The 12,389-nt window shown below is 42.8% G+C and carries 13 protein-coding genes and 1 pseudogene; 7 read left to right on the top strand and 7 right to left on the bottom strand.

Annotated features, from left to right (window positions below):
* Window positions 1-52: 52 nt before the first annotated feature.
* Window positions 53-298: a hypothetical protein gene (locus LZZ98_RS04705; RefSeq protein WP_237786860.1), complete on the top strand. Its 246-nt coding sequence runs from the start codon at window positions 53-55 to the stop codon at window positions 296-298.
* Window positions 299-367: 69 nt separating this feature from the next.
* Here the strand turns inward: LZZ98_RS04705 and aqpZ are convergent.
* Window positions 368-1,057 (bottom strand): annotated as a pseudogene (gene aqpZ / locus LZZ98_RS04700) (aquaporin Z).
* A gap of 132 nt (window positions 1,058-1,189) precedes the next feature.
* Window positions 1,190-2,191 (bottom strand): AraC family transcriptional regulator, encoded by a 1,002-nt coding sequence (locus LZZ98_RS04695; protein WP_237786859.1) that lies wholly within the window; start codon window positions 2,189-2,191, stop codon window positions 1,190-1,192.
* Between the two features lie 105 nt (window positions 2,192-2,296).
* Between LZZ98_RS04695 and LZZ98_RS04690 the strand changes: the two genes are divergently transcribed.
* Window positions 2,297-2,893: a sterol desaturase family protein gene (locus LZZ98_RS04690; protein ID WP_086174645.1), complete on the top strand. Its 597-nt coding sequence runs from the start codon at window positions 2,297-2,299 to the stop codon at window positions 2,891-2,893.
* 379 nt (window positions 2,894-3,272) lie between these two features.
* Here LZZ98_RS04690 and hisF read toward each other — a convergent pair whose 3' ends face one another.
* On the bottom strand, window positions 3,273-4,031 hold the full coding sequence (gene hisF / locus LZZ98_RS04685; RefSeq protein WP_086174644.1) for an imidazole glycerol phosphate synthase subunit HisF: 759 nt from the start codon (window positions 4,029-4,031) through the stop codon (window positions 3,273-3,275).
* A 113-nt stretch (window positions 4,032-4,144) separates the two neighbouring features.
* Between hisF and LZZ98_RS04680 the strand changes: the two genes are divergently transcribed.
* Genes LZZ98_RS04680 through LZZ98_RS04670 form a run of 3 tightly spaced genes read left to right on the top strand, consistent with a single transcriptional unit; the run spans window position 4,145 to window position 6,155 of the window.
* The gene (locus tag LZZ98_RS04680; RefSeq protein ID WP_237786858.1) at window positions 4,145-5,095 is read left to right on the top strand and encodes a homoserine kinase; all 951 of its coding nucleotides are present in this window, start codon (window positions 4,145-4,147) and stop codon (window positions 5,093-5,095) included.
* 14 nt (window positions 5,096-5,109) lie between these two features.
* Window positions 5,110-5,733, top strand: a complete 624-nt coding sequence (locus LZZ98_RS04675; RefSeq protein WP_237786857.1) for a DUF1294 domain-containing protein — start codon at window positions 5,110-5,112, stop codon at window positions 5,731-5,733.
* 29 nt (window positions 5,734-5,762) lie between these two features.
* Entirely contained in the window at window positions 5,763-6,155 is a 393-nt protein-coding gene (locus tag LZZ98_RS04670; protein ID WP_237786856.1) for a DUF4870 family protein, read from the top strand.
* 311 nt (window positions 6,156-6,466) lie between these two features.
* Here the strand turns inward: LZZ98_RS04670 and LZZ98_RS04665 are convergent, their stop codons facing one another.
* Entirely contained in the window at window positions 6,467-6,826 is a 360-nt protein-coding gene (locus LZZ98_RS04665) for a helix-turn-helix domain-containing protein (RefSeq protein ID WP_237786855.1), read from the bottom strand.
* A gap of 96 nt (window positions 6,827-6,922) precedes the next feature.
* Here LZZ98_RS04665 and LZZ98_RS04660 point away from each other — a divergent pair, with 96 nt between their 5' ends.
* Together LZZ98_RS04660 and LZZ98_RS04655 are read left to right on the top strand one after the other, a co-directional pair.
* The gene (locus LZZ98_RS04660) at window positions 6,923-8,254 is read left to right on the top strand and encodes an APC family permease (protein WP_237786854.1); all 1,332 of its coding nucleotides are present in this window, start codon (window positions 6,923-6,925) and stop codon (window positions 8,252-8,254) included.
* 47 nt (window positions 8,255-8,301) lie between these two features.
* The gene (locus LZZ98_RS04655; protein WP_442862687.1) at window positions 8,302-9,714 is read left to right on the top strand and encodes an NAD(P)/FAD-dependent oxidoreductase; all 1,413 of its coding nucleotides are present in this window, start codon (window positions 8,302-8,304) and stop codon (window positions 9,712-9,714) included.
* A 191-nt stretch (window positions 9,715-9,905) separates the two neighbouring features.
* Here LZZ98_RS04655 and LZZ98_RS04650 read toward each other — a convergent pair whose 3' ends face one another.
* From LZZ98_RS04650 to LZZ98_RS04640, 3 genes are all read right to left on the bottom strand, one after another.
* Window positions 9,906-10,808, bottom strand: a complete 903-nt coding sequence (locus LZZ98_RS04650) for a DMT family transporter (protein WP_237786852.1) — start codon at window positions 10,806-10,808, stop codon at window positions 9,906-9,908.
* Window positions 10,809-10,878: 70 nt separating this feature from the next.
* Window positions 10,879-11,610, bottom strand: a complete 732-nt coding sequence (gene hisA, locus LZZ98_RS04645) for a 1-(5-phosphoribosyl)-5-[(5-phosphoribosylamino)methylideneamino]imidazole-4-carboxamide isomerase (protein ID WP_086174636.1) — start codon at window positions 11,608-11,610, stop codon at window positions 10,879-10,881.
* Between the two features lie 67 nt (window positions 11,611-11,677).
* On the bottom strand, window positions 11,678-12,355 hold the full coding sequence (locus LZZ98_RS04640) for a 3'-5' exonuclease (RefSeq protein ID WP_237786851.1): 678 nt from the start codon (window positions 12,353-12,355) through the stop codon (window positions 11,678-11,680).
* Between the last annotated feature and the right edge of the window lie 34 nt (window positions 12,356-12,389).

Here is a 12,389-nt window from a genome sequence, read left to right as displayed (position 1 = left end):
TGATGGCAATCATCCTACTTTTTAAATAACAACAACGATCAGTGAGAATACAATGTTCAAGCCTTTTGTAAATGGTAATGAATCGCACGCCATTCATGACTTAACTTTAGAAAACCAAGAAGACTGTGTCAGTATTTATGGCAATTTACAACTGACCAAGGATCAGGCTGGACTGCAGGCCGCCAAAGCGTTGCAGAATTATATCAATGCCGTGGTCAGTGCTTTGGAAAGTGAACCCGATCTTCCGGAAAAAATTGATCGTCAAGACGAGCAGGAAATTGAAAATCCATTCTTATAAGCAGTCCCATGTTCCACATGGAACATAAAAAAAAGCTCACCGATGTGAGCTTTTTTATGGTCAGAAGTTTTAGTCTTTTTCACGGGCAACCACTTTATAAATGAGAGCACCCAGAATTGCGCCAAAAATAGGGGCTACCCAGAATAGCCAAAGTTGGCTTAAAGCCGCAGTTTGCGCAAAAAAGGCCACACCGGTACTACGTGCCGGGTTTACCGAGGTATTGGTGACTGGAATACTGATTAAATGAATCAGGGTTAAAGCCAAACCAACAGCCATTGGTGCAAAAACTGCCGGTGCACGTTGATCCGTAGAACCCATAATCACAATCAGGAAAAATGCAGTCAATACAATTTTAATGATCAGTGCCGAAGTCATGGAATAGTGCCCAGGCGATAACTCGGCAAAACCATTGCTGGAAAAGCCTGCTGTACCGGAAAAACCGGCCTGAACCTGTATGATCAGATACAATACCAGCCCAGCTAAAGACGCGCCGATCACTTGAGAAATAATATAAGGAATCAGGTGTTTGGCATCAAAACGACCACCGAACCATAAGCCTACACTCACTGCAGGGTTGAAGTGTCCTCCCGAAATATGATCTAAGGCATACACTCCTGTCAGCACGGTCAGACCGAAAGTCAAGGACACACCGGCAAAGCCAATGCCCAAGTCAGGAAAGGTTGCTGCAAGTACGGCACTGCTGCAACCACCAAAGACTAACTAGAATGTTCCAATCAATTCGGCAAGATATCTATTCATTTTATTCTCCAGATGCTGCTATTTATTTTTTTTAATCATTCAGTATATTTTATATTTATTGAGAAACTACTTGTTTCTTAATCACAATATGATGAACAGACATGACATTCACATGACCATCTGGGTCCAGCTTTATGCATATTGTTGTTGTCGCCATTGTTGCGGTGTCATGCTTGTCCACTGCTTAAACGCACGCTGGAAGACACTTTGCTCGGAATAGCCGAGCAATAAGGCAATTTCTTGCAGGCTGAGATGTCGGTCTTTTAAATATTGCTCCGCCAATAAATGTCGTACTTCTTGCATGCGTTGCTGATAGGTGGTGTCTTGTTGTTGCAAATGGCGTTGCAGTTGGCGTACTGACATATTTAACTGTTTGGCAATAGGTTCGATTTGATACTGGTTTTTTTGCAGCCCGATGAGAATGGCTTGTTGCAGACGATGATCGAGCTGGGTGGAATTGGGAAGCTTATCTAATAGGGCATGGGCTTGTTGCATCAGCAAATGCTGCAAGGTCTGATCCCCTTGACGTATAGGTTTAGTCAGCTGATGAATTGGGGCAATAATTTGGGCCTTAGGCTGGGAAAACAGGACTTTGCAATTGAAGTATTGTTCATAGATGGCCACATTTTTGGGTGCAGGATGAATAAAGTGCACTTCATGTATATGAATATCTTTAAATTCCAGAAAATGTTTTAAAAATTGCACCATCAGGGCAATGGCATTTTCCTGGGTAATTTGCGTGGTCAAATGAAAGGGGATGTATCCCCAGCCAAGCGCAAGATATCCATCCTGTATATTGAGCTCTAAGGAACTACCATCATAGATCAGTCGATGAAAATCATGATAACGGTATAAGGCTTCCCCCAAAGTGTTGCAGGATAGGGCGATATAGGCAATGATGCCTAAATGTTTAGGCTGGACATGTTCGGCAATATCCAGGCCTAATGCCGGAATTTGCAGATGTTGATCTATATCTGTCAGCAAATCACGCCAGAGACAGAAGTCAAAACGTTCCAGATTCTGAACTTGTTCAAGTTTTTCAGAAATAGCTAAGCCTTTGGCCTGACTATAGGCATAAATTAAATGTCCAAGTCCACCATATACGGAGCCTGTATAGTCTTTAGAATGTGGCATATTGATCTTTTTATTATCGTAATTTGTCAATTAAATATTATTTTATAGTTAGCATTTTGCACATTTTATGATCTATATTCAATATGGAATAAGGAGAAAATAGATATGTGGAAAGGTTTTTTGGTTGGGCTGGTGGTGGCTAACGGTTTTGAATGGGTGGCACACAAATATATTTTGCATGGTACACATCGCAGTGGAAAGCCTCGTTATAGCCCTGTGCCCGACAGCATGAAGTCCCATTGGGAACATCATCGTGAAGTCAGAAAAACGGCATTTCATGACCATGGCTATGTCGAAGGTCTTGCAAATTGGCGCACTAAAAATGAAATTGCCTCCTTAGCAGTAGTTGCTGGCGTGTTTGGTACACTATTTTATCCTGTATCCAAAGGCATGGCACTGTCTACGGTATATAGCGCCTGTAATTATTATTATATTCACCGCCGTGCCCATTTAGAGCCAGAATGGGCCATGAAAAAAATTCCCTGGCATTATGATCATCATATGAATTCCAATCAGGATGCCAACTGGTGCGTGACCAAACCTTGGTTTGATTACATTCTGGGAACTCGGGTTATTTCATCTCCAGAATTGCAGGAGAAAAACCCCCTAGGAATTTTGCTTCCCGGCACAGTTTCAAATTTGTTGAACGGCATAACTGATCGCTATTTTCCGGCAAAATGGGTAGAAAAACAGGAGAAATGATTCTTTTCTCAGAATGGATTGTCATTTTTATTGTTCAGGAAGATATCGCGATAAAATAGCCAGAAGTCATGACTACTGAGATTTTGTCGTAATTTGTCAATATTTTCGGCATTAATGGTCAATGTTTTTGTTACTTTTTTGTTATATATTTGTTTTCGAAATCAGGTTGGCCTAGTTAACTTGAGGAATCACTGTATATGTCATTTTATTGTTTTTACTTTTCAAGAAACCGCGCTGTAGTTTTCTTGGTTTATAGGGAGTCTTCAAGACTCCTTTTTTTTATCTACAATTTTTGTGCAAGCTTGATTTCAGAGCTGATCTATAAATAAAAAAAAAGAGTGGGGAACCACTCTTTTTGAGATTAGCAAGTCTTCACCACTTAAAGACGCATTTCAATCCCTTGTGCTGCTAAATATTGTTTTGCTTCCGGAATGGTGTATTGGCCAAAGTGGAAAATAGAGGCTGCCAGTACCGCATCGGCACCACCCTTGAGAATACCGTCAGCCAAATGCTGCAAGTTACCTACACCACCAGAAGCAATGGTTGGAATGGTCACACGGTCATTGATGTTACGCATTAATGCCAGGTCATAACCGGCTTTGGTGCCATCGGCATCCATAGACGTAATTAAAAGTTCGCCCGCACCGTAATCGGCCATTTTCACTGCCCATTCAATGGCATCAATGCCAGTTGGTTTACGGCCACCATGGGTGAAAATTTCCCATTTGTTGTCACCGGTTTTCTTGGCATCAATCGCGACCACAATACATTGGGCGCCAAAGCGTTGCGAAGCTTCCTGAACAAATTCCGGGTTAAATACCGCAGCAGAGTTGATACTGACTTTATCGGCACCGGCATTCAGCAACAAGCGGATATCTTCCACTTTACGTACCCCGCCACCTACAGTTAAAGGTACAAATACGCTTTCTGCCATGCGTTCAACGGTACGGTAAGTGGTATCGCGGCCGCTTGAGGTTGCAGTAATGTCCAGGAAGGTAATTTCATCGGCACCTTGTTCGTTATAACGGCGAGCCACTTCAACCGGGTCGCCTGCATCACGAATATCAAGGAACTGTACACCTTTCACCACTCGACCATTATCTACGTCAAGGCAAGGAATAATACGTTTAGCAAGCATAATTTTTTCCAAAAATAACAGCCGATTATGAAACTTCGCCACGAAGGTGCTACACCTTGGTAGTTGTAGCAGGTATTCTATCAAAATTATGTAAGTTTTTTCGCAGGTTTTCTATGTCGGTTTATACCACTTTGACTTTACAGGAAGTTCAGGCTTTTGCAGCACCTTATGGATTAGAGGTGATTGAGCTGATTCCGATTCAAGGAGGTATTCAGAATACAAACTATTTTTTAGTCTGTGAAAATGCAAAGCAGTATGTGCTGACCGTATTTGAAGAAATGGATGAACAAGGGGCAGCGGAGTTGGTTCCGGTACTTGAGCATTTGGGTAAACAGGGTCTGGCTGTTCCAGTACCGCTGAATTATGCGGGCAAGGCCATTCATACTTTAAAAGAGAAACCTGCGCAGATTGCGCCACGCATGCTGGGTAAACATCCCATGCCAGCAACCCTGGAACAGGCACAGGCCATTGCTGTAGCACAGGCGAAAATCCATATTGCCTTACAGGATTTTCCCCTGGAACGGACCGCATATCGTAACCATGATTACTGGCTGCAAGTGGCGAAAGAATTAAAACCGACTCTAAATCCTGCCGATTCTATTCTGCTCAGTGAAGTGCTGGGGTTATATGAAGCGCTTACGGCAGTATATCTAAACCGTCCGAAAGGCTTTATTCATTCCGATTTGTTCCGTGACAATACCTTGTTTGAGGGTAGTGAACTAAAAGGTATTCTGGATTTTTACGAACTCAACAAAGATGAATTCCTTTTTGATATTGCCATTACCTTAAATGACTTCTGTACCGAATATCCTGAAGTTCATTTAAATGAAGCTAAAGCCCAAGCCTTTTTAGAAGCCTATGAAACGGTGCGCCCCCTGACTCAGGATGAAAAATCCTGTCTGGAAATTTATCTGGCCATGGCGGCAGCACGGTTTTGGTTGATGCGTTTACAAGTCGCACAAAAAAATGCACAACAAGGACGTACAGGAGATGATATTCTTCAGAAAAATCCTTTGGAAATGCGTAATATGCTGGTAGAACGACTAAAATTTGTGACGGCTTGATATAGGATATAAAAATGCGTGATCAGGGGCGATTGGTCGAATGGTTTGATGAAAAAGGCTATGGTTTTATTCAGCCCAATGATGCCTCGAAAGATCGCGTGTTTTTACATATCAAGGATTTTGCCCGTCAAGGGCCCCGTCCGATTGTCGGTTGTGCGCTTGAATATACGGTATTGCTAGATGGTGATGGACGTTATCGTGCCCAGCAGGTGACTTATCTTAAAGCGTCACAAACCAAAAAAAATGTGAGCAAGCCAAAGCTCTCCAAGCAACCGGCACAAAAATTAAAACCGATGCAAATTGCCTGTGTCGGTTATATTTTGGCTCTGGCCGTGTTTACCATAGCGGGTTTATTAAGTGGCATGGTGCTGTTGTTTATTAGCGTGATTAATGCCATCACTTACTGGATGTACGCTCAAGATAAAGAAGCTGCCTTGCAAGGTAATCGCCGCGTACCCGAGCAAACCCTGCATCTGTTATCTTTTCTGGGAGGCTGGCCTACTGCATGGCTGGCTCAGGAAAAACTGCGCCATAAAACACAAAAACAACCCTTTAGAAAGATTTATTTTTGTACTATAGCCTTGAACATACTTTTGATTTTATGGCTGATTTCTCCTTTCAATGTGCTGAAATTTTAAGGAGAACCCTCCCTTTATAAGGCATGACAATGAATTATTCTATAGATCAAGATCCCAATCGTACGCTCACTTTAATTCTTTATATCCTGTACATTATTGCCATTTTTACGGGGGGCTTATTGGCCGTTGTTGCTCTGATCATTAACTATATAAAGCGCAATGAGGTACGGGGCTCCATTTTTGAAAGTCATTTTAGCTGGCAAATTCGTACCTTTTGGTGGTATCTGTTTTGGAACCTGATTGCCTTTATTCCTTTTATTTTCCTGTTTTTCACGGGTGAAAACATGGATGTATTTACTGGGGTGGCCTTAGGCGCAAGTGCATTTTGTCTTGTGGTGATGGGAGTCTCTTGGGTCTGGATTGTGTATCGTGCAATTCGCGGTATTATCCGTCTGAATGACAATCAGCCTATGTATCAATAACAACAGATCTAAAAAAATGAAGGTGGCAGTAGCCACCTTTTTTATGCCCTATAATGAATCATCTATTTAAATAGATGCATTAATTTAATTCCTTTGTAAAAAATCAGTTTACCTTTTTAATTTTTATAGCATACTTTTTTAGTTAAATTGCTTTACTTTTTTAATATTTAAAATTTACTTTTTTATTTTAATAAGTTTACTTTTTTAATATTTATAATTTACATTTTTAATAAAATAAATGTACATTAATGTACAGTTATTTATATAAATTTAATTTCTGTTTTTTATTTTAATTTAGACTGGTTTTAGGCTTAAGAATAAAACCGACCGCGACGGCGGCGTAGTCCTAAAACATGAATTGCGCGCACCAAAACAGCATACGAAACTGCATAGCCAAAACGTTGCTCAAATAATGTTACAAGGTCGCTAATATTCTTAAATTTTGTATTTTTTACAAATACTTGAAATTCATTCCAGTCTTTAATATGACTCGGCGCACCGCGGTTTTTTGCCGGTTTTGGCAGTAAGTCTCCAGTTTCTTCTTCCAGCTTGATCCACGCATCCAGCGTCACACGAGAAATGTTGAATTCTTTGCATACTGCAACTTTGTAATCAGTTTTTTTATACATTTGAATAGCTGCTTTTCGAGTTTCTAAACTGTACTTTGGCATTTACTCGTACCTGGATTAAATATTTATTTTTTATTATATGGCATAGTCGTTGCAAATGAACAAATAACTCAAATAAATAATGTTTAGGTGACAGCTATGGAGAAAACACAAGTCTCTTTCAAAAAAATGTCGTTATGGCAAGTCGTCATCCTTGGTGTGGCCTATATGACCCCAATGGTGGTGTTTGATACTTTTGGTATTGTGTCTGGAATCACCGATGGCCGGGTACCCTTGGCTTATATTTTTGCTTTGGTGGCGATGCTGCTGACTGCATTTAGCTATGCACGCTTTAGCCGGCAAACTGAAAAACCCGGTTCTGCCTATACCTACACCGCGGAATCTTGTGGGGCCAAAGCTGGCTTCTTTGTGGGCTGGTGTTCCTTGCTCGACTACATCTTGCTGCCTTTAGTGAATGCCCTGTTGGCCGGGATTTATCTGGAAGCGGTTATTCCCAGCGTACCTTACTGGATGTGGGTCACGCTGTTTGCAGGCCTGGTCACACTCATTAACTGTTTCCGCATTAATTTTCTTGCCAATCTCAGTCTGGTCTTTGTGATCGCACCTTTATTGCTGATGGTGCTATTCATCTATCTGGTGATTCGCGGTGTAGGTGAGGGGCAAGGTTATGAGCATGTGTTGACTCTTGCGCCGTTATTTAATGGTGACAGCTCCATCCTGCCCTTGATTGCAGGGGCATCCATCCTGTGCTTTTCATTCCTGGGCTTTGATGCGGTGACCACCATGTCGCATGAAACTCGAGATCCGAAACGAACCATTCCACGTGCGGTGATGCTAACTACACTGGCAGGCGGCATCATTTTCCTGACAGCATCCTGGTTTATTCAACTCTATTTTCCAAGCAATGTCCGTTTTAACAACCCGGATGAAGCCTTGCCTGAAATTGTGCTGTATGTCGGTGGAGCATTGTTCCAGTCGGTATTTCTGTGTGCACAAATTATGAATACCTTCGCTTCAGGTCTGGCAACCCATGCCAGTGCATCCCGTCTGATTCATATTATGGGTAAAGATGGTATTTTTCATAGAGAAACTTTTGGGCAAGTTCACAGCAAATTAGGCACACCGCTTTATGCAGTACTCTTGGTTGGTTTGATTTCCCTGACTGCCATCGCCCTTGACCTGGCAACTGTGGTGAGCATGATTAGCTTCGGGGCCTTGATTGCCTTTACCGCAGTCAATTTTTCGGTTTTCGTCAAATTCTATGTCCGTGACCAGCAACGCCACGGGATGAAAAACATCTTTTTAAACCTGATTTTACCGTTTATTTCGGTCGGCGTGATCATGTGTTTATGGTTCAACCTAGAGCGTTCAGCACTGTTGTTTGGTTGTGGCTGGCTGTCTGTCGGGATTGTGATCTTCCTGTACAAAAAACTGAAAAAGCAAACCATTGTGATTGGCAACGCCTACTAAAAGATTGCCGCAAATTTTGAAATGAATTGAAGATGGGAAGAATGAACATGAATATACAAAAGCCAGTATTTTTAAATGATGTAGAGTTTAAAGCCAGCGTAAACCAACAAAGTGGCAAGGAATGGAACTGGGTTAATCCAAAGCATGGTGCATTTGGGCATCCTGCGAATTACTATGAAAGTTCACTGGAACAATGGCACCAGTTTGATGTCTTGAGTGCCGATATTGAATGTGATGTGGTGGTGATTGGTGGCGGCTTGCTCGGGGCATCAACCGCTTTGCATCTGTCTGAGCAGGGGGTGGAGACGGTTCTGGTCGAGAAAAACCGGATTGGCAGTGCGGCTTCTGGAAGAAATGGCGGGCAATTGACTCCTGGTTTGGCACGTTGGGAAGCGGCAGAAATGATTGAACATTTCAGTTATGCAGATGCCAAAAAACTCTGGCACTTTACCTCAACCGAAGCCATGGCTTTAATTGATTCGATTGCAGATCAATACGATCTGGACTTGCAGCGTAAACGTGGACATATCACCGCTGCCGTACATGAAGGGCATTTGGTCGGTTTAACTCAAGGTGCCGATGCACGCAAGTTTTTGGATGAGGCCCATACTCAAGTGGTAGGCAAGCATGAGCTGAAAGAACACATTGCCTCTGACAATTATTGTGGTGGTTTGCTGGATGCTCTGGGTGGACATATTCATCCCCTGGCTTTAACCCGCGGCCTCATTTATGGTTTCTGTAAAAATGGTGGCAAAGTCTATGAGCAAACTGAAGTCACTGCAGTAGAAGAACGGGAAGATGGTATTTATGTGACCACCACCAGTGGAGTGATTAAGGCACGTAAAAGTGTGGTGATGGGGGTGCATCATGCCTCCTTTAAGTTGCTGCAAAAGAACAATCAGACCACGATTCCGTTTTATACCTATGTGTGTACCACAGCTCCATTAGAATTTGATTTAAAAGAATTATTACCAACTGATGCACCGGTCTATGACACACAATTCCAGATCGACTATTACCGTGGTGTATCTCAAAACCGCTTGCTGTTTGGTGGTGAGGGGACAGGCTCATGCTGGAATCCCGAAAAAACCCATCAGTATTTATTGGGCCGGATTCAACATGTGTTTCCGCAGTTAAAAAGTGTCGAGCTGGATTTTGTCTGGAGCGGAACCACTGACCTGACCATGAATGGCGCGGCAGATAGCCGTAAGTTTGGTAATAAATTTCCGATCTATGCCGTACAGGGCTGGAGCGGTCATGGTGTAGCGCAAACGGTACGTATCGGTAAGGCGATTGCTGATGATTTCTGTGGCAAAGCGGATGACTTCAATATGCTGACCCGTATTCATCATCAGGAGATTCTGTTTGGTCGTGCACTGGCACCCGTGGTCATTCCGGTAGCAAAAAGCGCCTATGGGCTGGGTGCATTGATTAATCCGGGGAAGATGGTGTCGTTTTAAATATCTTTCCTTCAACAAAAACCGAGAAGGATTCTTCTTCTCCCTGTGGGAGAGGATTGAGGAGAGAGCAACAATGTGCAGTGAAAAATTCGAATTTCTCATGGTCTTGAAATTGATCTCTCCTACCACTACAAACCCTTCCTAGAGGAGGAGGATTTTCTTTAGAGAAATATTCAGGAGAAAGAGATCTTTTAAGAATTCACTTCTTTATTTTTCTTCAAAAACTTCGGTTTCCACTCACTGATAATCACCCCTAAAACCACCAACACCCCACCAAGGATGGCCAGCAAGGGTAAACGTTCACCTGCGATCCGGCCAATCAGCGCTGCCCAAACCGGCTCACCTGAATAGATAATCGCAGCCTGCGCAGGGTCAACAGCACGTTGTGCCCAGTTCATCACCAGTTGAATGGCGGCACTGGCAAAACCTAAACAGCCTAAAATAATCAGCAGTGGCCAGGAAAAAGTAGGATTCCAGCTTTCACCCGCCAAAGGCATCATGCAAAAAGCAAAGATCGAGGCAAAGCCGAGTTGAATCACGGTGACACGACGGACATTGACTTTAGCAGCAAAAAAACCAATCAGAATAATTTCCATGGCAATAGCAATTGAACCGAGAATGGTGATCATTTGTCCAAAGTTCAGTTGTACTTGCCCAAGGCCATTGCCGGTTAAAAAGACCAGACCTAAAAAGGCCAGTGCTGCGCCACACCAGGTCATGAATTGCGGGGTTTTACGGAACAGTAACCATAAAAGAATCGGCACAAGAGGTACATAAAGCGCCGTTAAAAAGGCCGATTCACTGCTGCTTATACTTTGCAGTCCAATAGTCTGTGTGCCATAGCCAATCGCAATCACCAAGCCAATCAATGCACCGGCAGCGATTTCTTTCAGATTGATTCCGCTTAAATCTTTCCAGGAAAAAAGACCCACGAACAGCATGGCTGCGGCAAAACGACAGCCGACAAAAAACATCGGACTGGCAAAATTTAAACCGTATTGCACGGTGATAAATGAGCCGCCCCAAATTATGGTAATTAAAATTAAGGCAAGCTGCAGAGTTTTGGTTTTAAACCAGGAAAGGGCGTTTGACATGTCTATACAGCGAAGAAATTTATTGAAATAAAAAAGAGGTCCGAAGACCTCTTAAGGATGAATCGACATATTAAATGGATTGATCATCCCAAAGTGATTGCGCTTCACGAAGGTTGAGCGTGCCTTCATAGATTGCACGACCAGTAATCGCACCTAAAATGCCCGGCTGGCCTTTTAATTTACGAACGTCATCAAGATTGGTTACACCACCAGAGGCAATCACGGGCAAACCTGAATAGGTTGCAAGATTAACGGTCTGTTCGATGTTTACACCTTGCATCATACCGTCACGTGCGATGTCGGTATAGACAATGCTCGATACACCGGCATCAGCAAAACGTTTAGCAAGATCAGTCGCTTTTACGTCAGTGACATTTGCCCAGCCATCGGTTGCCACCATGCCATTCATGGCATCGATACCCACAATAATGTGACCCGCGAATTTCTTGCAGGCTTCTTCAACAAATTCAGGATCTTGAACTGCTTTGGTACCAATAATCACGAAAGATACGCCAGCATCCAAGTAGTGTTCAATGGTTTCTAGCGAGCGAATACCACCGCCAATTTGAATGGGTAGCTCTGGTTGCGCTTTAGCAATGGCTTCAACCACAGGTTTGTGAATTGGTGTACCTGCGAAAGCACCGTTTAAATCCACCAGATGTAAGCGGCGTGCGCCTTCATTGACCCAATGCTGTGCAGTTGCAACCGGATCGTCAGAGAATACGGTATCGTCTTCCATACGGCCTTGTTTTAAACGGACACATTTGCCATCTTTCAGGTCAATTGCAGGGATGATCAGCATGCTTTCGCTCCTTGCCAAATCTTATTGAATTCATTGTGTTCCATCTTAACAAAGTATTGGCAAATCTCTAAGCATCAGTTACAGCTTTTATTTTGTTCGGGCGAATGCGTAATTTTAATGAAGTATTGGGAATATGTTTCGGGATTAAGCCCAAGCGCAGTAACTCTTCAAACACCAAAACCGGCGCATAGGCATCGGCAGCCGCATATTCAATTTGATGGTGAGTCAGGATTTTTCTTGCCCAGTTCGAGGTACTTATTTTTTTACTTTTTGGAAAATTGACCTGAAACAACAGTGCCATGGCATTTTTCAGTCCCATCGGATTGTTGAAACCCAAAGCTTTAAAGCATTTTGACAGTTCAATGACACTATTCAGTTCGATGCCTTTTTTACGGAATAGATGGGCATCATTTTTTAAGCCAAAGCCAACTTTAATCTGATCGCGATTTTCAAAAATGGGTTTTAAAAACGCTAATATTTGTGGATTAATCTGGAACAAATAGGCTTTATCGGCACTGGCCAATTGAATTAAATGCGGACCAGTGGAAACTTCACCTTTTTCAAAGGTCGGTTTGGATTCGCTGTCGAAACCCAGAACAGCACAGTGTTTTAATTCTGCTTCCAAAGCATGACACTGTTCCAGGCTGTGAATGACCTGAATCTGTGTTGATGGAAGATTCTGAAATAAAGGGAAGGCCTGAATTTGTTCTTTGCTGGGCAGGATTTGAAGCAGCGACTCTTCCATAACAATTGATAGCGTGGTTTATTGTCATTCAGCT

It is taken from the genome of Acinetobacter sp. SM34 (genome assembly GCF_022012365.1).
Taxonomy (GTDB): Bacteria; Pseudomonadota; Gammaproteobacteria; order Pseudomonadales; family Moraxellaceae; genus Acinetobacter.
This window is presented reverse-complemented; position numbering and strand designations above follow the sequence as displayed.

What these genes read in the sequence shown, in the direction of transcription:
- LZZ98_RS04705 (WP_237786860.1), top strand. Translation starts at nt 53, where the DNA reads ATGTTCAAGCCTTTTGTAAATGGTAATGAATCGCACGCCATTCATGAC.
- LZZ98_RS04695 (WP_237786859.1), bottom strand. Translation starts at nt 2,191, where the DNA reads ATGCCACATTCTAAAGACTATACAGGCTCCGTATATGGTGGACTTGGA.
- LZZ98_RS04690 (WP_086174645.1), top strand. Translation starts at nt 2,297, where the DNA reads ATGTGGAAAGGTTTTTTGGTTGGGCTGGTGGTGGCTAACGGTTTTGAA.
- hisF (WP_086174644.1), bottom strand. Translation starts at nt 4,031, where the DNA reads ATGCTTGCTAAACGTATTATTCCTTGCCTTGACGTAGATAATGGTCGA.
- LZZ98_RS04680 (WP_237786858.1), top strand. Translation starts at nt 4,145, where the DNA reads ATGTCGGTTTATACCACTTTGACTTTACAGGAAGTTCAGGCTTTTGCA.
- LZZ98_RS04675 (WP_237786857.1), top strand. Translation starts at nt 5,110, where the DNA reads ATGCGTGATCAGGGGCGATTGGTCGAATGGTTTGATGAAAAAGGCTAT.
- LZZ98_RS04670 (WP_237786856.1), top strand. Translation starts at nt 5,763, where the DNA reads ATGAATTATTCTATAGATCAAGATCCCAATCGTACGCTCACTTTAATT.
- LZZ98_RS04665 (WP_237786855.1), bottom strand. Translation starts at nt 6,826, where the DNA reads ATGCCAAAGTACAGTTTAGAAACTCGAAAAGCAGCTATTCAAATGTAT.
- LZZ98_RS04660 (WP_237786854.1), top strand. Translation starts at nt 6,923, where the DNA reads ATGGAGAAAACACAAGTCTCTTTCAAAAAAATGTCGTTATGGCAAGTC.
- LZZ98_RS04655 (WP_442862687.1), top strand. Translation starts at nt 8,302, where the DNA reads ATGAATATACAAAAGCCAGTATTTTTAAATGATGTAGAGTTTAAAGCC.
- LZZ98_RS04650 (WP_237786852.1), bottom strand. Translation starts at nt 10,808, where the DNA reads ATGTCAAACGCCCTTTCCTGGTTTAAAACCAAAACTCTGCAGCTTGCC.
- hisA (WP_086174636.1), bottom strand. Translation starts at nt 11,610, where the DNA reads ATGCTGATCATCCCTGCAATTGACCTGAAAGATGGCAAATGTGTCCGT.
- LZZ98_RS04640 (WP_237786851.1), bottom strand. Translation starts at nt 12,355, where the DNA reads ATGGAAGAGTCGCTGCTTCAAATCCTGCCCAGCAAAGAACAAATTCAG.